13 protein-coding genes are annotated in these 22,311 nt (G+C 70.9%); 4 read left to right on the forward strand and 9 right to left on the reverse strand.

The annotated features are described in order from the left end of the window. Positions 1-5 precede the first annotated feature (5 nt). The 4 genes from FD678_RS04905 to FD678_RS04920 all read right to left on the reverse strand — a co-directional run bounded on the left by FD678_RS04905 (position 6) and on the right by FD678_RS04920 (position 12,040). The gene (locus FD678_RS04905; protein WP_140719839.1) at positions 6-5,438 is read right to left on the reverse strand and encodes an ESPR-type extended signal peptide-containing protein; all 5,433 of its coding nucleotides are present in this window, start codon (positions 5,436-5,438) and stop codon (positions 6-8) included. 407 nt (positions 5,439-5,845) lie between these two features. Further along, positions 5,846-9,847, reverse strand: coding sequence for a phosphoribosylformylglycinamidine synthase (gene purL / locus FD678_RS04910; RefSeq protein WP_140719842.1), 4,002 nt, complete (start codon positions 9,845-9,847; stop codon positions 5,846-5,848). Between the two features lie 231 nt (positions 9,848-10,078). After that, positions 10,079-10,891 carry a DsbC family protein gene (locus FD678_RS04915; protein ID WP_140719845.1) on the reverse strand — a complete coding sequence of 271 codons (813 nt, stop codon included), beginning with the start codon at positions 10,889-10,891 and terminating at the stop codon, positions 10,079-10,081. 72 nt (positions 10,892-10,963) lie between these two features. Next, positions 10,964-12,040: a site-specific tyrosine recombinase XerD gene (locus FD678_RS04920; protein ID WP_140719847.1), complete on the reverse strand. Its 1,077-nt coding sequence runs from the start codon at positions 12,038-12,040 to the stop codon at positions 10,964-10,966. A gap of 120 nt (positions 12,041-12,160) precedes the next feature. On the opposite strand from FD678_RS04920, the gene FD678_RS04925 reads away from it, so the two are divergent. Beyond that, positions 12,161-12,649, forward strand: a complete 489-nt coding sequence (locus FD678_RS04925) for an RDD family protein (RefSeq protein ID WP_140719850.1) — start codon at positions 12,161-12,163, stop codon at positions 12,647-12,649. A gap of 40 nt (positions 12,650-12,689) precedes the next feature. Here FD678_RS04925 and lptG read toward each other — a convergent pair whose 3' ends face one another. Both lptG and lptF read right to left on the reverse strand, forming a co-directional pair. Beyond that, positions 12,690-13,796: an LPS export ABC transporter permease LptG gene (gene lptG / locus FD678_RS04930; RefSeq protein ID WP_140719852.1), complete on the reverse strand. Its 1,107-nt coding sequence runs from the start codon at positions 13,794-13,796 to the stop codon at positions 12,690-12,692. Continuing rightward, on the reverse strand, positions 13,793-14,875 hold the full coding sequence (gene lptF, locus FD678_RS04935) for an LPS export ABC transporter permease LptF (protein WP_140719854.1): 1,083 nt from the start codon (positions 14,873-14,875) through the stop codon (positions 13,793-13,795). The genes lptG and lptF overlap by 4 nt, the downstream gene beginning before the upstream one ends. A gap of 114 nt (positions 14,876-14,989) precedes the next feature. Here lptF and FD678_RS04940 point away from each other — a divergent pair, with 114 nt between their 5' ends. The 3 genes from FD678_RS04940 to FD678_RS04950 all read left to right on the forward strand — a co-directional run bounded on the left by FD678_RS04940 (position 14,990) and on the right by FD678_RS04950 (position 19,985). Next, on the forward strand, positions 14,990-16,468 hold the full coding sequence (locus FD678_RS04940) for a leucyl aminopeptidase (protein ID WP_372237522.1): 1,479 nt from the start codon (positions 14,990-14,992) through the stop codon (positions 16,466-16,468). 120 nt (positions 16,469-16,588) lie between these two features. Next, positions 16,589-17,014 carry a DNA polymerase III subunit chi gene (locus FD678_RS04945; RefSeq protein ID WP_140719858.1) on the forward strand — a complete coding sequence of 142 codons (426 nt, stop codon included), beginning with the start codon at positions 16,589-16,591 and terminating at the stop codon, positions 17,012-17,014. A 109-nt stretch (positions 17,015-17,123) separates the two neighbouring features. Beyond that, the gene (locus tag FD678_RS04950; protein ID WP_140719861.1) at positions 17,124-19,985 is read left to right on the forward strand and encodes a valine--tRNA ligase; all 2,862 of its coding nucleotides are present in this window, start codon (positions 17,124-17,126) and stop codon (positions 19,983-19,985) included. 173 nt (positions 19,986-20,158) lie between these two features. Here the strand turns inward: FD678_RS04950 and FD678_RS04955 are convergent, their stop codons facing one another. The 3 genes from FD678_RS04955 to FD678_RS04965 all read right to left on the reverse strand — a co-directional run bounded on the left by FD678_RS04955 (position 20,159) and on the right by FD678_RS04965 (position 22,218). Continuing rightward, positions 20,159-21,289, reverse strand: coding sequence for a pectate lyase family protein (locus FD678_RS04955; RefSeq protein ID WP_140719863.1), 1,131 nt, complete (start codon positions 21,287-21,289; stop codon positions 20,159-20,161). A 225-nt stretch (positions 21,290-21,514) separates the two neighbouring features. Then, positions 21,515-21,997 (reverse strand): ribosomal protein S18-alanine N-acetyltransferase, encoded by a 483-nt coding sequence (gene rimI / locus FD678_RS04960; protein WP_140719865.1) that lies wholly within the window; start codon positions 21,995-21,997, stop codon positions 21,515-21,517. Continuing rightward, positions 21,994-22,218, reverse strand: coding sequence for a hypothetical protein (locus tag FD678_RS04965; protein WP_218569496.1), 225 nt, complete (start codon positions 22,216-22,218; stop codon positions 21,994-21,996). Before FD678_RS04965 ends, rimI begins: the two co-directional genes overlap by 4 nt. Positions 22,219-22,311 lie beyond the last annotated feature (93 nt).

Consider the following 22,311-nt stretch of genomic DNA (forward strand, 5'->3'; position numbering starts at 1 on the left):
GTGTCTCACCAGCCGAAACCGGCGCCGACGCCTACCGACTTGTCGTCGCCGCTGAACGCACCGCCCAGGGTGATCGTGGCGCGTTCGCTGAGCGCACGCTGGTAGCCGACCGACAGCGCCGACTCGCCGCTCTGGAAGCCCACGCCGACGCCGACCCGGTTGTCGGTGCGGATGCCCGCCGCGCTCGTCGCCATGTTCAGCATCGCCGCGTTCATCGCGCCCTGGCGATCGATGCGGCGGTCCTGGCGACGGAAGCGGTCGTCGATCTCGCCCTTGTAGCTCTCGAAGGTGTCGGCCATCGCGGCGAAGCGGCTGTCGGTGTAGCTGTTGGCGCTGGCGATGCCGCTGTCCAGCTGCGCCTTGTTGACCGCGTCGGTGGAGCGCGTCCCGGCGGCGACGTTGGCGATCTGGCGCTCGTTGCCGGCGCTGCCGACCGAGACCGTGTTGGCGCGGTCGGCGACCGAGCCCTGGCCCAGCGCCACCGCCCCCTGCGCGGTCACCGACGTGCCCTGCCCGAGCGCGGTCCCGGAGGCCGCGCTCACGCTGGCGCTCTCGCCCACCGCCACCGCATTGGTCGCCGCCGCCGCGATGCCGGCATTGGCGCCCACCGCGGTACTGCCGTCGGCGTTGACGCGCGCATTGCTGCCGATCGCGGTGTCGTTGGGCCCGTGCGCGTAGGCGTTGCCGCCGATCGCGGTGCCGGTCGCGTCGTTGGCCTGCGCGGCCGTGCCCAGGGCGGTGGACGTGGCGGCACTACTGCCAGTCGACGGCGATGCGGCATCCGCCGTGGCCTGCACGCTGGCCACCTGCGCGGTCTCGACCGGTGCCTCCACCGACGCGATCCGCGCGCGCGGCGATGGTGCCGGTGCGCCGCTGCCCGACGCGGTGCGCGTATCCAGTTCGCTGACCTTGCGGTCCAGCGCGGTCAACGCGGCGCCCACATTGTTGTAGCTCGCGCCCTGGATCACGTAGGTCGGCGCGACGAACACGCCCTGTGCGCCCAGCGCGGCGCCGCCGCCGAGGAAGCTGGCGACGTTGCCGAGCGACTGGAACAGCTGCCCGCCGTTGATCGCATCGGTGCTGCCGGCCGCGAGGTTGCCGGCGCCCACGTTGACGATGCGGCGCGTGGCCGGGCCGCCGTTGCCGGTCCCGTTGCCCACCGACACCACGTTGGCTTCGTAGGTGCGCGCGCCGGAACCCAGCGCGACCGAATCGGCGCCGCTGGCACCGGCATTCGCGCCGAGCGCCACGCCGTTCTTGCCGCCGCGGTTGACGAACGCGTTGTAGCCCACGGCCGCGCCGTTCTCGCCGAGCACGCTGGTCTGCCGGCCGATCGCGGTACCGTTGTTGCCGACCGCGGTACTGCCGACGCCGAATGCGCTGCCGCCGATGCCGGACGCGGTGCTGTCGGCGCCGACCGCGGTGCTGCGCGCGGCGCTGGCCACGGCGCCGGCACCCGCGGCGGTGCTGTCGGTGCCGCTGGCGACGGCGACGTCGGCGCCATTGGCCTGGAAGCCGTTGCTGGTGGCCTGCGCGGTCGTGGCGACCGCATCGAGCTGGCGCTTGGTGACCGCATCGCTGGCGTCCACCGCGTCGCCGACGTTGGTGACCCGGCGCGTGGCCGGGCCGCCGGCACCGTCGCCGCTGCCGACCGATACCGTATCCGCCACCGTCGCGCGCGAACCGGTACCCAGCGCGACCGAATTGGCCGCGGCCGCGCTGGCGTTGGCGCCCAGCGCGGTGGCATCGGCGCCGCTGGCATAGGAATTCCAGCCGATCGCCGTGGTGTAGTCGCCGGTCGCCCAGGCGCCCGCGCCCACCGCCGCCGCGCCGATGCCGCTGGCGCGTGCCGAGACCAATCCGAGCGCGGAACCGCCGACCACCACGCTCTCGTCGCCCGTGGCCTCGCTGAACTCGCCCACCGCCACGCTGCTCGCGCCGCCTGCGGTCGCCGCCACGCCGACCGCGGTGGCGTAGTCGCTCGATGCCACCGCACCGTAACCCAGCGCCGAGGACAGGTAGCCGGTCGCTTCGCTGTAGCCGCCCAGCGAGGTCGAACCGATCCCCGAGGCCGCGCTGCGGAAGCCCACCGCCGTGGCCTGGTTGTCGCTGGCCGTGGCCTCGTTGCCGAGCGCGGTGGTGTAGGTCGAAGCCGCCTGTGCACCGGCGCCGGTCGCGGTCGCGCCGACCTCGGTGGCGACGGCGCCATTGCCGATCGCACTGCTGTTCTCGCCCAGCGCCTGCGCGTTGCTGCCCAGCGCCGCGGCGTTGGCGCCGCTGGCCAGCGCATCCAGGCCGACCGCGGTGGCGCCGTCGGCCAGTGCGTTCGCCCCGCTGCCGTAGGCCGACGCGCCCGCACCGATCGCGTTGCTCGCCTCGCCCGCCGCGGTCGCGTTGTCGCCTTCGACATAGGCACCGGCATCGCTGTCGGCACTGCCGCTGGCCTTGAAGTATTTGTCGGTGGCCTGCGCCACCGCCGCCACTTCGTCCAACTGCGCCACGTTCACCGCATCGGTCGCTTCCGTGCCGGCCGCCACGTTGGTGACCTGGCGCTCCGCACCCGCCGCACCGACCGAGACCGTGTTCGCGCGATCGGCCACCGAATTGGCGCCGAGCGCGACCGAGTTGGCCCCACGCGCGGTGCTGTAGAAGCCCACCGCCGTGCTCATCTCACCGCTGGCCCAGGACTCGGCGCCCAAGGCGCTGGCGCCCGCCCCCGGCGCGTAGGCGAAGTAGCCCAGCGCGGTCGCTTCCAGGCCGGACGCCTCGGTCAGCGTGCCGGTCGCGGTGCTGTAGTCGCCGGAAGCGATCGCACCGGCACCGAGCGCGGCCGACGCTTCGCCGCTGGCCTGGGTGGACACGTACAGGCCCAGGCCCGGGATCAGGTCGACCGGCCCGCCCAGCGCGACGCTGCTGGTGCCGGTCGCGGTGCTTTGCGTGCCCACCGCGGTGCTGAAATCGCCGATCGCATTGGCGACCGCGCCGAACGCCGAGGCTTGCGCCCCGGACGCATATGCGCCGACGCCGTAGGCCGACGCGGCGAAGCCCGACGCATCCGCGCTCGCGCCGACCGCGGTGCCGCCGACGCCCGCGCTGGTCGCGCCGGTCTCCACCGGCACGCCGCCGTTGGTGATCAGCGGATCGCCATTCTCGTCGACCGCATTGCCGCCGACCGCGACCGCGGCCGGCCCGGTGGCCTGGGCGTTCTGGCCGAACGCGGCGCTGTTCTGTCCCGATGCCAGCGCGTTGTAGCCGACCGCGGTGGCGCCGTCGGCCAGCGCATTGGCGCCGCTGCCGAGCGCGGACGCGCCGATGCCGATCGCGTTGCTCGCCTCGCCGGCCGCAGTCGCGTCGTCGCCCTCGACGTAGGCACCGGCGTCGCTACCGGCACTGCCGCTGGCCTTGAAGTACTTATCGGTGGTCTGCGCCACCGCCGCCACTTCGTCCAACTGCGCCACGTTCACGGCATCGGTCGCTTCCGTGCCCGCCGCGACGTTGGTGATTTGCCGTTCCGCACCGGCTGCGCCAACCGACACCGTGTCGGCACGGCTCGCCACCGAGTTGGCGCCGAGCGCGACCGCGTTCGCGGCCGAGGCGCGGCTGTTGCTGCCCAGCGCGGTCGCATCCTGCTGCAGCGCGAAGGCGCTTTCGCCCAGCGCGGTGGCATCGGCGCCGCTGGCATAGGAATTCCAGCCGATCGCCGTGGTGTAGTCGCCGGTCGCCCAGGCGCCCGCGCCCACCGCCGCCGCGCCGATGCCGCTGGCGCGTGCCGAGATCAGCCCAAGCGCGGAACCGCCGACCACCACGCTCTCGTCGCCCGTGGCCTCGCTGAACTCGCCCACCGCCACGCTGCTCGCGCCGCCGGCCGTGGCCGCGACGCCGACCGCGGTGGCGTAGTCGCTCGATGCCACCGCACCGTAACCCAGCGCCGAGGACAGGTAGCCGGTCGCTTCGCTGTAGCCGCCCAGCGAGGTCGAACCGATCCCCGAGGCCGCGCTGCGGAAGCCCACCGCCGTGGCCTGGTTGTCGCTGGCCGTGGCCTCGTTGCCGATCGCCGTGGTGTAGGTCGAAGCCGCCTGCGCACCGGCGCCGGTCGCGGTCGCGCCGACCTCGGTGGCGACGGCGCCATTGCCGATCGCACTGCTGTTCTCGCCCAGCGCCTGCGCGTTGCTGCCCAGCGCCGCGGCGTTGGCGCCACTGGCCAGCGCATCCAGGCCGACCGCGGTGGCGCCCTCGGCCAGTGCGTTCGCCCCGCTGCCGTAGGCCGACGCGCCCGCACCGATCGCGTTGCTCGCCTCGCCCGCCGCGGTCGCGTTGTCGCCTTCCACATAGGCACCGGCATCGCTGTCGGCACTGCCGCTGGCCTTGAAGTATTTGTCGGTGGCCTGCGCCACCGCCGCCACTTCGTCCAACTGCGCCACGTTCACCGCATCGGTCGCTTCCGTGCCGGCCGCTACGTTGGTGACCTGGCGCTCCGCACCCGCCGCACCGACCGAGACCGTGTTCGCGCGATCGGCATGGGAACCCTGCCCCAGCGCGACGCTCCCCACCGCTTCGGCGGTGGCATCGGCGCCCAGCGCGACGGTGTCGTCGGCATACGCGGTGCTGTAGTTGCCGACTGCCGTGCTGTTGGCGCCCGGCGTCCAGGCCGCACCGCCCACCGCGGTGGAGTAGTCGCCGGAAGCCTCGGTCGGCAGGAAGCCGGCCAGCGCACCGCCGACCGCGACGCTGTTGTAGCCGCTGGCGATGCTGCCCTGGCCCGACGCGGTGCTGTAGTCCCCGGAGGCGGCCGCGTCGCCGCCCAGCGCGACCGCGCCCGAGCCGGATGCGGTGCTGAAGTTGCCTACCGCGGTGCTGTTGAAGCCGCCCGCGCTGGCATAGCCGCCCAGCGCGGTGGCGTAGTTCGCGCCCGCCTGCGCGCCGAAGCCGAATGCCGCCGCGCTGGTGCCGGCGGCGATGCTCTCCGCGCCGATCGCGGTGCTGAGTTCGCCCGAGGCGGTGCTGTAGTAGCCGTGCGCGGTGGATTCGGTGCCGGATGCCTGGCTCAGCGCGCCCACGGCCGCCGCCGCGGCCCCGCTGGCGACCGCGCCGGTACCGGTGGCGACGCTGTGCTCGCCAGTGGCCTGGCTGCCGGCACCGATGGCCACCGCGTTCTTGCCGGAGGCGTTGGCGCTACCGTCCACCACGCAGCTGTCGATGATGCTGCCGCCGAGCACGACGCAGTTCTGGTTGCCGCCGACTTCGACCGATTGCGCCATGGCCGCGCCGGGCGTCCCCGTGGCGAGCACCGCGGCCACCGCCGCGGGCAGTACCAGGCGACCGCGGCGCGTCGTCCCCCCTTGTGCCACCTGTCCCCTGCTGTCGCCGCTGGCCAGTTCCGAGGCCACGGTCCACAGACCCAGCGATGCGTTCCAGACCTTGCGATAAATCCGATTCATCGACGTCTTGCTCCTTCGAATAGGCTGGTTTTTTTGGTGAAAAACTCACCACCGCACGGCAACTTCCAGCCATGCGATCCCCCTGAGGTTGTCCGGCGGCACGGCCCGTTCGCTTGTCTTTGCCAAAGCTGGACGTCTTTTGCGAACTCCGTCAAAAAATGAACAGAAGCAAACCGTGCGGCGTGGTCCCAGTGTTAACAGCGGCAAAAAGTCGCGTCAAGTTTTTGACGGATTTCTCAATAAAAACGAGAAAAATCAACGATTTATGCAAAAACGGCAACTTCCCGGTAATTTCAATCAAAACAATCACCTAAGACACGAACAGCCCATTCCTGCCATGCGGCGCACAAAAAAAGCCCGCCGGGACGGCGGGCTTTCGTGGCGGATGGAACGGCGATCCGGGACGATCAGCCGCACCAGACCCGCGCGTTGCGGAAGATCCGCAACCAGGGCGAATCCTCGCCCCAGCCGGCCGGCGACCAGCTCAGGTTGATGCTGCGCGGGGTGCGTTCCGGGTGCGGCATCAGGATCGTGGCGCGGCCATCGTCCGTGGTCAGGCCGGTGATGCCGTCGGGCGAACCGTTCGGGTTGAGCGGATAGCGGGTGGCGACGTTGCCCTCGCCATCGACGAACCGCAGCGCCACGCGCGCGGCGGCCTGGTCGACGGCGTTGTCGAACTCGGCGCGGCCCTCGCCGTGCGCCACCGCCACCGGGATCCGCGAGCCGGCCATGCCGCGCAGGAAGATCGACGGCGACTCCACCACTTCCAGCAGCGAGGTGCGCGCCTCGAACTGTTCGCTGCGGTTGCGCAGGAAGCGCGGCCAGTGCTCCGCGCCCGGGATGATGTCCTTGAGCTGGCTCAGCATCTGGCAGCCGTTGCACACGCCCAGCGAGAACGTGTCGGCGCGCGCGAAGAACCCGGCGAACGCATCGCGCAGCGCCGGGCGCTCCAGGATCGAGGTCGCCCAGCCGCGCCCGGCCCCGAGCACGTCGCCGTAGCTGAAGCCGCCGCACGCGGCCAGGCCGCGGAAGTCGCGCAGGTCCACGCGGCCTGCGATCAGGTCGCTCATGTGCACGTCGAAACTGTCGAAACCGGCACGCTCGAAGGCGTTGGCCATCTCGATGTGGCTGTTGACGCCCTGCTCGCGCAGGATCGCGACCTTCGGCCGCACGCCGGTGGCGATGTACGGCGGCCGCTCTTGCGCATCCTGCGCTCGCGGCACTTGTACATCCATGTACGGCGCCGCGACGTCCTCGGCCGGGTCGAAGGCCAGCTTCGGCTTCAGCCCGGGCGCGTTGAAGTCGCGCGCGACCTCGCGCTCCTCGTCGGCGCTCTCCGGGTTGTCGCGCAGCTTCTGCATCGCATGCGTCACCGACCACCAGGCGTCGAACAGTTCCTGCCAGCTCCACTCGGCCAGGGTCTTGCCCTCGGCGCCGACGCGGATGCGCGGGGCGGCCACCGGACGAGCGATGCGCTGCGCGCATTCGGTCAGGGCGTGGCGCTCGACCAGGTCGGCGAACGCGGCGCGGTCCTCGGCGGCGATCTGCACGATCGCGCCGAGTTCCTCGTTGAACAGGCTGCGGAAGGCGTCGTCGCCCCAGCCGTCCAGCACGATGTCCAGGCCGCGCCGGGACGCGAACGCCATCTCGCACATCGCCGCGAAGGCGCCGCCGTCGCTGCGGTCGTGGTAGGCCAGCAACAGCCCGGCCTCGCGCGCGTCGCGGATCAGCTCGAAGAACGCGCGCAGGCGCTGCGGATCGTCCAGGTCCGGCACGTCGCCGCCGAACGCCGGCAGCGCCTCGTCGCCGGCATGCACCTGCGCCAGCACCGAGCCGCCCAGGCGCTGCTTGCCGCCGCCCAGGCCGATCAGCCACAGCTCGCTGTCTTCCTCGCGATCCAGCAGCGGCACCAGCTGGCGGCGCGCGTCGGCGACCGGGGCGAAGGCCGAGATCACCAGCGAAACCGGCGAGACCGACTTGTGCGCGACGCCATCGGCCTGCCATTGCGCCTGCATCGACAGCGAATCCTTGCCGACCGGGATGCTCACGTCCAGCGCCGGGCACAGTTCCATGCCCACCGCCTTGACCGCGTCGAACAGCAGCGCGTCCTCGCCGGGATGGCTGGCTGCGGCCATCCAGTTGGCCGACAGCTTGACCGTGTCCAGCGCCTCGACCGGGGCGGCGCACAGGTTGGTGATCGCCTCGCCCACCGCCATGCGCGCGGCGGCGGCCGAGTTCAGCAGCGCCAGGGGCGTGCGCTCGCCGATCGCCATCGCCTCGCCGGCGAAGGTGTCGAAGCCGGCCAGGGTGATCGCGCAATCGGCCAGCGGCAGCTGCCACGGGCCGATCATCTGTTCGCGCGCGGTCAGGCCGCCGACGCTGCGGTCGCCGATGGTCACCAGGAAGCTCTTGGCGGCGACGGTCGGGTGCGCCAGCACCCTCAGGCCGGCCTGGTGCAGGTCGAGCCCGGACGTATCCAGCGCAGGCCAACGCGGCGCCGGCGGATGCGCGGTATCGCGGTGCATCTTCGGCGGCTTGCCGAAGAGCACGTCCATGGGCAGGTCGATGGGGTGAGCATTGCCGCGTGGCTCATCCGGACGCCCGGCGAGCTTCGCCGGGCCGGGTGTGCCGGACGCGGGGCCGTTGCCGTAGACGGATTCGACCGTCGCCCCATACCCCACCACCAGCCGCTCCTCGGCCGTGGCCACGCCGACCGCGGCGAACGGGCAGCGCTCGCGCGCGCAGATCGCCGCGAACTCCTCGAGCCGGTCGGCCGGCACGCCGAGCACGTAGCGCTCCTGCGATTCGTTGCACCACAGTTCCAGCGGCGACAGCGACGGGTCGTCGGTCGGCACCCTGGCCAGGTCGATCACGCCGCCCACGCCGGAGTCGTGCAGCAGCTCGGGGATCGCGTTGGACAGGCCGCCGGCGCCCACGTCGTGGAAGAAGTGGATCGGGTTGTCCGCGCCCAGCGCCACGCAGCGGTCGATGACTTCCTGGCAGCGCCGCTCCATTTCCGGGTTGTCGCGCTGCACGCTGGCGAAGTCCAGGTCCTCGGTGCTCTCGCCGGAGGCCACCGAGCTGGCCGCGCCGCCGCCCAGGCCGATCAGCATCGCCGGGCCGCCGAGCACGATCACCGCGTCGCCCGGCTGCAGCTTGATCTTGTCCACCTGCACGCGATCGATCGCGCCCAGGCCGCCGGCCAGCATGATCGGCTTGTCGTAGGCGCGGGCGATGCCGTCCTCGGCCAGCTCGAAGCTGCGGAAGTAGCCGAGCAGGTTCGGCCGGCCGAACTCGTTGTTGAATGCGGCGCCGCCGAGCGGGCCGTCGAGCATGATGTCCAGCGCCGACGCCATGCGCGGGTTCAGCGCGCGCGGCGCCTCCCAGGGCTGCGGCAGGGTCGGGATGCGCAGGTGCGAGACGCTGAACCCGGTCAGGCCGGCCTTGGGCTTGCCGCCGCGGCCGGTCGCGCCCTCGTCGCGGATCTCGCCGCCCGCGCCGGTGGAGGCGCCCGGGAACGGCGCGATCGCGGTCGGGTGGTTGTGGGTCTCGACCTTGATCTGGAACGCGCTCGGCACCACCGCCTCGCTGCGATAGCGGCCGGTCTTCGGATCGGGGCGGTAGCGCGCCGCCGGATGGCCCTCGATCACCGCCGCGTTGTCGCTGTAGGCGCTGAGCGTGTGCTGCGGGGTCTGCTGGTGGGTGTGCTTGATCATCCGGAACAGGGACCGGTCCTGGTCCTTGCCGTCGATGGTCCAGCTGGCGTTGAAGATCTTGTGCCGGCAGTGCTCGGAATTGGCCTGCGCGAACATCATCAGCTCGACGTCGGACGGATCGCGCCCCAGCTCGGCGTAGCGCGCGCGCAGGTACTCGATCTCGTCGGCCGCCAGCGCCAGGCCGAGGCGGGCGTTGGCCCGCTCCAGTTCCACCAGCGGGATGCGCTCCACCGTGCCGCGCGGCAGCGCGGTGAACAGCGCCTGCGCCGCGTCCGCGCTGTCCAGCAGCGACTGGGTCATCGGATCGTGCAGCAACTTGCCGAGCGCAGCCTGCTCGGCCGCACCGGCGGGCCAGCCCAGCAGGTCGACGCGCATGCCGCGTTCGACGCGCTTGATCGGCTGGCCGGCGCCGCGCACCAGCTCGGTGGCCTTGCTCGACCAGGGCGACAGCGTGCCCAGCCGCGGCACCACGAAGCGCGACTGCGCCGCATCCGCGGGAACGACCGGCTCGCCTTCCGCCTGCAGGATGCGGCGCAGCGTGTCCAGCCCGGGCGTCCGGCCGGGCTCGGGATCGATGAAGTAGACGTGCCAGGCGCCGGCGATGCGCAGGTCGGGAACGACGGACTGCAGGCGGGATTCGAGCCGGGCGAGACGGAACGGCGACAGGGCGGTTGCGCCCTCGAGGACGATCATCCGGGAAACCGTGGAGGTAACGGGCCGGCTATTGTACCGGAGTCAGCCACGCCCCTCGCCTTGAGCCCCTCTCCCCGAAGCTTCGAAACCCCTCTCCCTTCCGGGAGCGGGGTTGGGGCGTGGGGGCCCGGGGGCGGAGCCCCTGGGCCACGTCCAAGCTACGCGAGGCTTCGGCCGTACCCGCACCGCCCTTCGAGCCCCTTCTCCCGCGGGAGAAGGGAAAAGCACGGATCAGCGGCCGCCGCCCGCGCTCGCCGCCGCCCGCTTGTCCAGCGCCGCGCGCAGCTGCGCCGGCGGCAGGTAGCCGCCCAGCTGGGTGCCGTCCGGGGCGAAGATCGCCGGGGTGCCGTTCACGCCCAGGCGCTGGCCCAGGTCGTATTCCATCGTCACCGGGTTCTTGCAGCTGCGCGCCGAGACCGGCTGGCCCTGCTTGGCGGCGGTCAGCGCCTGCTTGCGGTCGGCCGCGCACCAGACCGAGACCATGTCCTTGTAGTCCTGGCTGCCCAGGCCCATGCGCGGGAATGCCAGGTACTCCACCGCGATGCCCTGCTTGTTGAGCTCGGCGATCTCGCTGTGCAGCTTGCGGCAGTAGCCGCACTCGATGTCGGTGAAGACGCTGATCGTGTACTTCGGGTTCGGCGGCGCGAACACGATGCGGTCGGCCTTCGGGATGGCCTCCAGCTGCTTGCGGCGATAGGCGAGCAGGCCTTCGCTGGCGGCGAACTGCTTGTTCTGGATGTCGAACGGCTGCGCCTGCATCAGGTAGCGGCCGTCGTCGGACACGTACAGCACCTGGCCGCCCACCACCACCTCGCGGAACCCAGGGAACGGCGCGGCACCGATGTAATCGGGCTTGAAATCCGGGTCCAGCGTGGTCAGCGCGGCGCGCACCTTCTGGTCGGCCGGGCCAGCCGGGGCGACCGGGGCGGCGGCCGGTTTGGCGGTGGCGGTCCCCTTGGCGGGGGCCGGGGCAGGCGCCGAGGACTGGGCGCAGGCGGACAGGCTCAGGGCACCCAGCAGTGCGGCGATGGCGAAACGAAGCATTCGTGCATCCGGAAGCGACGGTTGGGCCGATTCTCGCACAGCGACGATGAAGCGCGGCCCCGGGCGCCGGCCCTATCCGCGCGGGTGGTGACGGCGATGCAGGTTCTGCAGGTGCTCGCGCGCCACCAGCGTGTAGATCTGGGTGGTCGACAGCGAGCTGTGGCCGAGCAGCATCTGCAGCGCGCGCAGGTCGGCGCCGCGATTGAGCAGGTGGGTGGCGAAGCTGTGCCGCAGCCCGTGCGGGCTGATCTTGGCCGGGTCGATGCCGGCGGCCGCGGCATAGCGTTTCACCAGCGCCCAGAACGCCTGCCGGGTCAACGCGTGCCGCGCGGCGTCGATGAACAGCGGCACCTGCTTGTTGTCCATCGGCGGCACCGGCCTGCCCGCCGCCAGCGCCGGCCGCGCGCCGTCCAGGTAGCGCTGCAGCCAGTGCTGGGATTCCTCGCCCAGCGGCACCAACCGGTCCTTGCTGCCCTTGCCGGTGACCCGCAGCGCCCCCTGCCGCAGGTTGACCGCGCCTGCCGGCAGTTCGACCAGCTCGCTCACGCGCAAGCCGGCGGCGTACATCAGTTCCAGCATGGCCCGGTCGCGCAGGCCCAGGGGCGTGGCGATGTCCGGCGCCGCCAGCAGCGCGTCGACCTGGCTCTCGGTGAGGGCCTTGGGCAGCGAACGCGGCAGCTTGGGCGGTTCCAGCAGCGCGGTCGGATCGTCGCCGCGCTCCCCGTGCAGCAGCTGCCGGCCGAAGAACGCGCGCAGCGAGGACAGCAGGCGCGCATTGCTCTTGGGCGAATAACGTTGCTCGAAGCGCCAGGCCAGGTAGGCCGACAGCAGGGCGCGATCGGCGCCGGCCAGCACGCCCGTTCCCGAGGCCGTCCCTGGCGCGACCTCCTCGGCTTGCGGACACGCCGGCCCGGCCATCCCTGGCCGGGCGCTCGCCGGCGCGCGAGCCAGTGGCTCGCAAGCGCGCCAGCTCGCCCAGCGCGCGAAGCCCTCCAGGTCGCGCCGGTAGCTGTCCAGGGTCTGCCGGGCCAGCCCCTGCTCGGCCCAGATGGCGTCCAGGAAGCGCTGGATCGCGCGCGCGTCCTCATCGCGCAATTCGGGCAACTGCGAGGCGAACTGGCGGCGCTCGGCCGGGGTCGATGCGGTCATGCGCACAGCTTAGAGCGGGCCGTGCGCTTGGCAATCGCGGGATGCGCGACCCGCCGCGGCGACCCGCGCTCCCGCGGCGCCGCACGCGCGGGCGCGAGCTGCCGGTATGCTGCGCACCGCATGCAGACCACCTCATCGCCCGATCTCCCCGAACGCCCCCGCAGCCTGGTCGGCTGGCGCCTGCTCGCACTGGCCTACGACGCGTGGCCGGTCGTCGCGTTGTGGATGCTGGTCGCGGTGCCGTTCACGCTCGGCTACACCTTCCTCGGCCACCACGATCCGCACCAGAACATCGCGCCGTTCTCGCTGCTGAGCTGGCTGCTGTGGGCAAGCTGCTGGCTGGTCACGGGCCTGTACGCGACGATCAGCTGGCGCCGCGGCGGGCAGACGCTCGGCATGCGGCCATGGCGGTTGCACCTGGTCGACGGGAAGCGCGCGGGTCCGGTGGCCTGGAAGGCGCTGTGGCTGCGCTACCTGGTCGGCACGCTGTCGCTGCTCGCCGGCGGACTGGGGTTCTGGTGGGCCTGGCTGGACCGGGAACGGCTGGCCTGGCACGACCGCGCGAGCGGGACCAGGCTGGTCCGCAGACCCAGGCAGAAGCGCCCCTAGGTCCGCACGAGGCAGGGACCTGCAGGCCCCTGCCCCCGGGTCAACTGCTGCGCCGCCGGAACAGCCAGCCGGAAATCAGCAGCATCATCACCGGCGACAGCGCGTAGGCGATGCGGTAGTCGAGTTTCAACGCGCCCGCCATGCGCCCGAAGAACAGCTGCAGCAGCCAGAAACCCAGCGCGAACAGCACGCCCAGGAACAGCCGCTTGCCCATGCCGCCGCTGCGCAGCGAGCCGAACGCGAACGGCACCGCCGCCAGGCACAGCGCCAGTACGTTGGCCGGATAGAACCAGCGGCTCCAGTACTGGTCCTCGTAATCGCGCGCATCCAGACCGTTGCGCTGGCGGTACTCGATGCTGTCGTGCAGCTCGCGCACGGACAGGTTGCGCGGCCGCGACAGGCCCGCCGCCAGCGCCGCCGGGTCCAGGCGCGAGTTCCACGGCAGCCGCTCGAACGTCTCGCGCTTGACCGAACGGGGCTCGAAGGTATCCCGGCGCACGCCGTGCAGCACCCAGCCGGAGGACACGTGCTCGGCGCTGACGGCATAGGTCAGCGTCTCCAGCCGCCCGTCGTCGCCGACCTGGTACAGCCTCACGTCGTGCAACTGCAGCGAAGTGCCACCGGATTCGCCCAGCTTCTCCTCGCCGCCCTGGGCATTGAGGAAGGTGTCGCCCTCGCGCGCCCACAGCCCGGAATAGCGCGCCGTGGCCATGTTGGTGTTGTACTTGGCATTGGCCTTGAGCACGTCGGCCTGGTTCTGCGCCCACGGCGCCAGCGTCTCGCCGTTGACCACCATCGCGGCGGTCAGGATCGCGATGGTCGCCGCCACCGACAACCCGAGCCGGCGCCGCGACAGGCCCAGCGCGCGCAGCGCGGTCAGTTCCGAGGTCGCCGCCATCTGCCCCAGGCCCATCAACGCGCCGATCACCGCCGCGGTGGGGAACAGGTTGTAGGCGTTGCGCGGCACGCCATAGGCGACGTAGGCGACGGCATGGGCGAAGGTGTAGCTGCCCTTGCCGATGTCCTTGAACTGGTCGGACACGCCCATCATCACGAACAGGCCCACCAGCACCGCCCAGGTGAGCAGCACCGTGGTCAGCACGGCGCGGCCGACGTAGATATCGTGGATGCGCGGCAGCAGCTTCATGCGGCGCTCCGCGGGCGGCCCAGCCGGCCATCACGGGCATACAGCCAGATCGCCAGCGCCAGCAGCGGCAACGTGAGCCACCACAGGCCGGCCCCGGCGGGAATGCGCCCGTCGGCGATCCAGCGCGCGCCGATCGTGGACAGGTTGCTGCCGACCACGTAGCCGAGGAACGCCAGCATCATCCGCCCGTAGCGCTGCTGCCGCGGGGCGCTGCGCGACAGCGGCAGGGTCATCAGGGCGAACGCCAGCGCCAGCAGCGGCGGCGCGATGCGCAGGTGCAGCTGGGCCTTGGCTTCCGGCCGCGGGTCGGCGACCAGGCGCGGGGTGGACATGATCTCGGGATCGTTCGCGTCCTGGCTGCCGGCGCTGTCGGGCAGGGCCGACTCGCTGACCGCGAACCGTATCAACCGGTAGTCCAGCCCGGCCTCGCCGGCCGGCCCCTCGACCCGGTAGCCGTCGTGCAGGCGCAGGAAGCGGTGGCTGCGGCCCTCCAGGTAGACCTCGCCGCGCTCGGCGGTGACCACGTCCAGGCGGCCGTCCTTCTCGCGCTGCATGAACACCTTGCCGAGCTGCTTGCCGTCCTGGGATACCGTATTCAGGTAGACCACGCCCCCGCCCGACAACGACGTGAACTGGCCCGGCTCCAGCCCGGCGATCACCACGCTGCGGTTGGCGTCCTCGATCATCCTGGCCGAGGTGGCGCTGGCCCATGGCCCCAGCCAGAGCGAGCAGAGGCCGGTGACCAGCACCAGCGGCAGCACCAGCATCAGGATCGGCCGCAGCAGCCGGCGCGGGCCGACGCCGATCGAGGTCAGCACCGCCATTTCCGAGTCCCGGTACAGCCTCGCCAGCGCCAGCAGCAGGCCCAGCATCAGCGCCAGCGGCAGGATCAGCGGCAGGTAGCTCACGAACTGCAGGCCGAGCTGGGACAGCAGCAGCCGCGCCGGGATGCCGCCGTCGGCGATCTTGCCCAGGATGTCCACCAGCACGCCGCCGACGCTGACCACCAGCAGGACGATCAGGGTGGCCAGGAAGCTCTGGGTGAAATCGCTCAGCAGGTATCGATCGAGCTTCGGCATGGGGTGGGGTTGATTTAAACTCTCTGATTCGTTCGCGGTACCGGGCAGCCTGCCACGCCCGGCGTAGACGGTCCGCGATTGTACGTACTTGCCGACGGAATCTGATCAATGGCCCTGCAATTCACCCTGAACCAAGCCGCCCCCGCCAGCGCGGAATTCGACTGCGTCGTGGTCGGCGCGTTCGCCGACGGCACGTTGTCGCCGGCGGGACAGGCGCTCGATGCCGCCAGCGGGGGCCGCATCAAGGCGCTGTCCGCGCGCGGCGATCTCGCCTGCAAGACCGGCGCCAGCACCCTGCTGCACGACCTGCCGAACGTCGGCGCCCCGCGCGTGCTGGTGATCGGGCTGGGCGACGCCGCCAAGTTCGGCGTGCCGCAATACCTGAAGGCGGTCGGCGACGCGGTGCGCGCGCTCAAGAGCACCCCGGTCGCCAAGGCGCTGCTGACCTTGACCGAGCTGGCCGTCAAGGGCCGCGACGCCGCCTGGAACGTCCGCCAGGCCGTCGCCGCCGCCGACCACGCGGCCTACCGCTACACCGCCACGCTCGGCAAGCGCAAGCCGGAGGAGCGCGCACTGGCCGAATTCGCGCTCGCCGGCGACGATGCCACGGCGCTGGCGCAGGGCATCGCGATCGCCGAGGGCGTGGAGTTCGCCCGCGAGCTGGGCAACCTGCCGCCGAACATCTGCACCCCGGCCTACTTGGCCACGCAGGCGCAGGCCTTCGCGGCCGCGCACGAGGGCGCCGAGTCGGAGATCCTCGACGAGCAGCAGATGGAGGCGCTCGGCATGGGCTCGCTGCTCTCCGTCGCGCGCGGCTCGGCCAACCGCCCGCGCCTGGTGGTGCTGAAGTGGAACGGCGGCGGCGACGCCAAGCCCTACGTGCTGGTCGGCAAGGGCATCACCTTCGACACCGGCGGCGTCAACCTCAAGACGCAGGGCGGCATCGAGGAGATGAAGTACGACATGTGCGGCGGCGCCACCGTGATCGGCACCTTCGTCGCCGCGGTCAAGGCGCGCCTGCCGCTCAATCTGGTGGTGGTGGTGCCGGCGGTGGAGAACGCGATCGACGGCAATGCCTACCGTCCGTCCGACGTGATCACCAGCATGTCGGGCAAGACCATCGAGGTCGGCAACACCGACGCCGAGGGCCGCCTGATCCTGTGCGACGCGCTGACCTACGCCGAACGCTTCGAGCCGGCCGCGCTGGTCGACGTGGCGACGCTGACCGGCGCCTGCATGGTCGCGCTCGGCCACCAGGCCACCGGCCTGATGAGCAAGCACGACGACCTGGCCGAGGAACTGCTGGCCGCCGGCGAGCACGTGTTCGACCGCGCCTGGCGCCTGCCGCTGTGGGACGAGTACCAGGGCCTGCTGGACTCGACCTTCGCCGACGTCTACAACATCGGCGGCCGCTGGGGCGGCGCGATCACCGCCGGCTGCTTCCTGTCGCGCTTCACCGAAGGCCAGCGCTGGGCGCACCTGGACATCGCCGGCAGCGCCAGCGACGAGGGCAAGCGCGGCATGGCCACCGGCCGGCCGGTGGGCCTGCTGACGCAGTGGCTGCTGGACCGCGCCGCGGGCGGCGCGGCGTGATGGGTGATTCGTGATGGGTGATTCGTAAAAGCACCATGCCCATCGCCCCTGTCACTCGCTGCTGGCCGTGAACCGCTTTTGCGAATCACGAATCCCCAATCACGAATCACGGCTTCTTCCATGCCCCGCGCCGACTTCTACCTGATCGCCAAGCCGCGCTTCCTCGCCGAACCGCTGCGGCTGGTCTGCGAGCTGGCGCGCAAGGCCTACGACAGCGGCCAACCGACCCTGGTCCTGGCCCGCGACCAGGCCCAGGCCGAGGAACTGGACGACCTGCTGTGGGCGTTCGACGACGATGCCTACATCCCGCACCAGATCGCCGGCAGCGACGAGGACGACGACATCACCCCGGTGCTGATCGCCACGCCCGACAGCGACACGCCCTCGCGCCCGCTGGTGATCAACCTGCGCGACGCCGCCTGGGAAGGCGCCTGCGAGCGCGTGCTGGAAGTGGTGCCCGCCGACCCGGCCGCGCGCGAACCGCTGCGCGAGCGCTGGAAGCAGTACAAGGCGCGCGGCCTCGACGTGAACAAGTACGACATGTAGCCGAGAAGCGGGGATTCGGGATTGGAGATTCGGGATTCGCAGAAGCGTCCCCTCGTCCCGACATCCCGCTCCTGCGAATCCCCAATCCCGAATCCCCGATCCCGCCCCAATGACTTCCCTAGCCCCCAGCTACGAACCCAAGTCCTTCGAATCGCGCCTGTACGCAGAGTGGGAGGCCGCCGGCCGCTTCAAGCCGTCAGGCAAGGGCGAGCCGTACACGATCCTGCTGCCGCCGCCGAACGTGACCGGCACGCTGCACATGGGCCATGCCTTCCAGCAGACCCTGATGGACGCGCTGGTGCGCTACCACCGCATGCGCGGCTACGACACGCTGTGGCAGGTCGGCACCGACCATGCCGGCATCGCCACCGAGATGGTGGTCAGCCGCAATCTCGCCGCCGAGGGCAAGGGCGAGACCCGCGATTCGCTGGGCCGCGAGGGCTTCATCGCCAAGGTGTGGGAATGGAAGCAGCATTCCGGCGACACCATCGAGCGGCAGATGCGGCGCCTGGGCACGTCGGCCGACTGGTCGCGCAGCACCTTCACGATGGATCCCCAGCCGTCGGCGGCGGTGACCGAGGCGTTCGTGCGCTGGCACGAGCAGGGACTGATCTACCGCGGCCAGCGCCTGGTCAACTGGGATCCGGTGCTGCAGACCGCGATCTCGGACCTGGAGGTGGAGAACGTCGAGGAAGACGGCTTCCTGTGGTCGATCCGCTATCCGTTGTCCGACGGCGGCGGCGAGCTGGTCGTGGCCACCACGCGCCCGGAAACCATGCTCGGCGACACCGCGGTGATGGTGCATCCGGACGACGAGCGCTATGCCCACCTGATCGGCAAGACCGTGACGCTGCCGCTGACCGGGCGCGAGATCCCGGTGATCGCCGACGACTACGTGGACCGCGAGTTCGGCACCGGCGTGGTCAAGGTCACCCCGGCGCACGACTTCAACGACTACCAGGTCGGCGTGCGCCATTCGCTGCCGATGATCAACCTGTTCACGCCCACCGCGGCGATGAACGAGAACGCGCCCGAGCGCTTCCGCGGCCTGGACCGCTACGAGGCGCGCAAGCTGGTGCTGGCCGAACTCGAGGAACAGGGCCTGCTGGTCGAGGCCAAGCCGCACAAGCTGCAGGTGCCGCGCGGCGACCGCACCGGCCAGGTGATCGAGCCGTACCTCACCGACCAGTGGTTCGTGAAGATGGACGGCCTGGCCAAACGCGGCCTGGAACTGGTCGAGTCGGGCCAGGTGAAGTTCGTGCCGCCGAACTGGATCAACACCTACCGGCACTGGATGGAGAACATCCAGGACTGGTGCATCAGCCGCCAGCTGTGGTGGGGCCATCGCATCCCGGCGTGGTTCGACGCGCAGGGCGCGTGCTACGTCGGGCGCAGCGAGGCCGAGGTGCGGCAGAAGCACGGCCTGGGCGCCGACGTCGTCCTCACCCAGGACAGCGACGTGCTGGAAACCTGGTTCTCCTCGCAACTGTGGCCGTTCTCCACGTTGGGCTGGCCGGACGCGCAAGCGATGGCCGAGCGCGGCTTCGAGCGCTACCTGCCGTCGTCGGTGCTGGTCACCGGTTTCGACATCATCTTCTTCTGGGTGGCGCGCATGATCATGGCCACCGACGGCTTCACCGGCAAGGTACCGTTCCGCGACGTCTACATCACCGGCCTGATCCGCGACGCGCAGGGCCAGAAGATGTCCAAGTCCAAGGGCAACGTGCTCGATCCGCTCGACATCATCGACGGCATCACGCTGGACGACCTGCTGGACAAGCGCACGCGCGGACTGATGCAGCCCAAGCTCGCCGAGAAGATCGCCAAGGCCACGCGCAAGGAGTTCCCGGACGGCATCGCCGCGCATGGCGCCGACGCGCTGCGCTTCACCATCGCCGCGCTGGCCGGCCACGGCCGCGACATCAAGTTCGACCTCGGCCGCGCCGAGGGCTACAAGAACTTCTGCAACAAGCTGTGGAACGCCAGCCGTTTCGTGCTGATGAACACGGAAGGCTTCTCGCTCCCCTCTGCCACCGGGAGAGGGACCGGGGGTGAGGGCAAGGGCGAAGCCGCGCTTTCTCCGAAAACCGATGCCGAGAAGTGGATCCTCTCGCGGCTTGCCAAGACCGTGGCCGAGGCCGAGGCGCAGTTCGCCGCCTATCGCTTCGACCTGCTCGCGCAGGCGCTGTACGAATTCGCCTGGAACGAGTTCTGCGACTGGTTCGTCGAGCTGGCCAAGCCCGCGCTCAACGGCGACGATGCTGCCGCGGCCGACAGCACCCGCCACACCCTGCTGTACGTGCTCGAATCGCTGCTGCGCCTGCTGCACCCGCTGATCCCGTTCGTGACCGAGGAACTGTGGCGCCAGGTCGCCCCGCGCCTGGGCATCGACGCGACCACCATCTCCTTGCAGGCGTATCCGCAGCCGGCCGATTTCGCCGTGCACGGGCGCACGAGCGCCGCCGAAGGCGGGGTGCCGGGAGCGGCCGGCCAGGACTTCGCCGGCGCCGAGGCCGACGTGGAGTGGCTCAAGGCCATGGTCACCGCATTGCGCCGCGTGCGCAGCGAGCTCAACGTGGCGCCGTCCAAGCAGGTCGCGTTGCTGTTGCAGGCCGGCCAGCCGGCCGACCGCGGCCGCGTCGAGCGCTTCGCCGCCCAGCTCAGGTTCCTGCTCAGGCTCGAGCGCATCGACTGGCTGGCGGCCGATGCCGCCACGCCGCCGGCGGCCGCGGCGATCGTCGGCGAGCTGAAGCTGCTGGTGCCGCTGGAAGGCCTGGTCGACCTCGATGCCGAGCGCACGCGCCTGGACAAGGAGATCGCGCGCGTGGCCGCCGAGAAGGACAAGAGCGAGGCCAAGCTGGCGAAGTTCACCGAGAAGGTGCCGGCGGCGGTGGTCGAGCAGGAACGCCAGCGCCTGGCCGACTGGAGCGCCCAGCTCGAGGGATTGCGCGAACAGCGCGCCAAGCTCTGAGCCGGCTCCATGCGGGAAGGGTCCCCGGTCGCGGCGGGGGTGCCGGTAAAACCTCGTCGCGAGCGATGGCCCCAGGCCACCCAGCGTCGCTCCCATGCATGTATGGATGCGCGAAGCACGAAAGGCCACCGGATGCATTCCGGTGGCCTTTCGCTTCCGGACGGCCCGCCTCCTTACAGCTTGCCCGCGCCCGCCTTGGCGCGGACGTCCGCCGCCACCTGGCTGGCCGGCAACAGGTTGTAGGTGTACGGCGGCGTCCAGCCGATGCTGTTGTTCCAGCTGCAGGTCAAGGCCTTGCCGTTGAGCAGCGAGCCGAAGTCGCGGTACACGCTGCCGCCGTAGTTGGCGGCGATCTTGTCGCAGCTGCTGACGCCGGAGATATCGAACACGTTGTTCTCCGAGAAGATCTTCGAGCTCTTGCCGACGCCGTGCGCGTACGAGAACGGATAGACCGCGTGGCTCGTGCTGCCGACATGGTAGTTGTTGTACAGGTGCACCTGTCCGAACCGCACCCGCGGCGCGCGCGAGGAGATGTTCTCGAACAGCGAGTTGTGGATGGTGACCTTGAGCTTGCCGTCGTCGGTGGTGCGGCTGTCGCTGGAGCCGATCAGGTTGTTCTTCTCGTGCAGCTTGAACACCGTGTAGGAGATGGTCACGTAGTTCGCGCCGTTCTTCACGTCCAGGGCGCCGTCGTGGTGCTGCTTGGGACGGCCGTTGGCGGTGCCGTTCTGGTCGTCGGTGCGGCGCCCGTCGGTGAAGGTGACGTGGTCCACCCACACGTTGCTGGCGCCTTCGATCGTCAGCCCGTCGTACTCCGAATTCCAGTTGCCGGCGCTGCCGTCGTCCGGGTCCCAGACCGGCTCCGGATCCCACGGGTTCTCGATGGTCAGGTTGCGGATGATGACGTCGTTGGCCTTGACGTACATGTAGCCTTCGCGGATCTCCGCATTGGAGGTGATGCCGATGAGCGTGGTCTTGGCGGGGATGTCCAGGCGCGCCCGCGCCTTCATGTCGGTGGTGGTGGTGTACGGCCTGCCCTCGCTGACGTCGATGACGCCGCTGACCTTGATGATGCGGCCGTTGCTGCCCGCGCTCGCCTTCAGCGCGTTCTTCAGCTCCGCGGCGTTGCGCACGGTGTAGATGTCGGCCGCGGCCGCGCGCGATCCGCCGCGGGTGCCGCCGTTCTGCGTCGCCCACCCGGTGGTGGCGATATCGAGCGAAGCGTCCGCCCACGCCGGCTGCGCGGTGGCGAGCAGCGTGCACAGCACGAACGGAGTTGCCGCGATTGCGTATTTCGGTCTCATCGGGAATCCCTCCTCGAGGATTGACGTTGCGAGACGCCGCCACTGCGGCGTCCCGGCCGCTCTGCATGTTTTCGGCGTGCGCACTATTGGCGATATGCCGCGGCAGGAAAAGCGCAGGCAATCAGGATTGCAGAGAACGTCACGCGGACGGTCTCGAGGACAGGGAAACAGGACAGCAACGATGTCCCGCGCCATCGCAGGACAGCACCGGGAAGACCCGCGACGTCAGGAAAAGCCTTCGAAATGCAGCTCCATCGCCATCACCAGCGCATCCTCGCGCCCGTTGTGGGCCGGGTAGTAGCGCGGGCGGCGCCCGATCTCGTTGAAGCCTTCGGACTGGTAGAGCGCCACCGCGCGCGTATTGGAAGGACGCACTTCCAGGAATATCCGGTGGGCGCCGCGATCGCGGACCAGCTTGACCAACGCGCGCAGCAGCTGGCGGCCATGGCCGCGCGACTGTCGCGCCGGATCGATGCAGACGTTGAGCACGTGGGCTTCGTCTGCGGCGATGCTGACCATGCCGTAGCCGATCATGTCCCAGCCTTCCTCCACCACCAGGCCCGGATAGCCGGCCTGCAGGCAGTCGCGGAAGATGCCGCGCGTCCATGGGAACGGATAGGCGCGGCGCTCGATCTCCATCACCTCGTCGAGATCGATCTCGCGCATCGCGCGGAACGACAACGGCGCCGGCGCGCCGACCGCGCTCATGGCAAGGACCGCCTGCGCAACGCGCGCAGCTGCGGCCACAGCGCGCGCTTGGCGGCCGGGTCGGCGCGCAAGGCGTCCAGCGGCCAGGTCGCCATCAACCGCTGCGTCTCCGGATCGTTCGGATTGCAACCGGAAGCGCGCAGCAGCGCGATCTGCAACCGGTCGGGCAGGCCGACGCGGGCGCGGCGCACTGCCGGTGCCGCGGCGCGGGACGCGGGCATGGCTTCAGGCGGCGCCGCCGGTGCGCTGCGCCGGACCGGTGCCTGGGGCGGCACCCGGGCCTCCGGCCGCGCGCGCGGCGGCCCGGCCTCGCG

The sequence above is a fragment of the Pseudomonas sp. Hp2 genome, from assembly GCF_006386585.1.
Classification (GTDB): domain Bacteria; phylum Pseudomonadota; class Gammaproteobacteria; order Xanthomonadales; family Xanthomonadaceae; genus Pseudomonas_S; species Pseudomonas_S boreopolis.

Excerpts from the sequence above, each read along its gene's own strand:
- purL (WP_140719842.1), bottom strand. The coding sequence starts at position 9,847 with ATGATCGTCCTCGAGGGCGCAACCGCCCTGTCGCCGTTCCGTCTCGCC.
- lptF (WP_140719854.1), bottom strand. The coding sequence starts at position 14,875 with ATGCCGAAGCTCGATCGATACCTGCTGAGCGATTTCACCCAGAGCTTC.
- FD678_RS04955 (WP_140719863.1), bottom strand. The coding sequence starts at position 21,289 with ATGAGACCGAAATACGCAATCGCGGCAACTCCGTTCGTGCTGTGCACG.
- FD678_RS04950 (WP_140719861.1), top strand. The coding sequence starts at position 17,124 with ATGACTTCCCTAGCCCCCAGCTACGAACCCAAGTCCTTCGAATCGCGC.
- FD678_RS04965 (WP_218569496.1), bottom strand. The coding sequence starts at position 22,218 with ATGCCCGCGTCCCGCGCCGCGGCACCGGCAGTGCGCCGCGCCCGCGTC.
- FD678_RS04925 (WP_140719850.1), top strand. The coding sequence starts at position 12,161 with ATGCAGACCACCTCATCGCCCGATCTCCCCGAACGCCCCCGCAGCCTG.
- FD678_RS04915 (WP_140719845.1), bottom strand. The coding sequence starts at position 10,891 with ATGCTTCGTTTCGCCATCGCCGCACTGCTGGGTGCCCTGAGCCTGTCC.
- FD678_RS04905 (WP_140719839.1), bottom strand. The coding sequence starts at position 5,438 with ATGAATCGGATTTATCGCAAGGTCTGGAACGCATCGCTGGGTCTGTGG.
- FD678_RS04945 (WP_140719858.1), top strand. The coding sequence starts at position 16,589 with ATGCCCCGCGCCGACTTCTACCTGATCGCCAAGCCGCGCTTCCTCGCC.
- FD678_RS04920 (WP_140719847.1), bottom strand. The coding sequence starts at position 12,040 with ATGACCGCATCGACCCCGGCCGAGCGCCGCCAGTTCGCCTCGCAGTTG.
- rimI (WP_140719865.1), bottom strand. The coding sequence starts at position 21,997 with ATGAGCGCGGTCGGCGCGCCGGCGCCGTTGTCGTTCCGCGCGATGCGC.
- lptG (WP_140719852.1), bottom strand. The coding sequence starts at position 13,796 with ATGAAGCTGCTGCCGCGCATCCACGATATCTACGTCGGCCGCGCCGTG.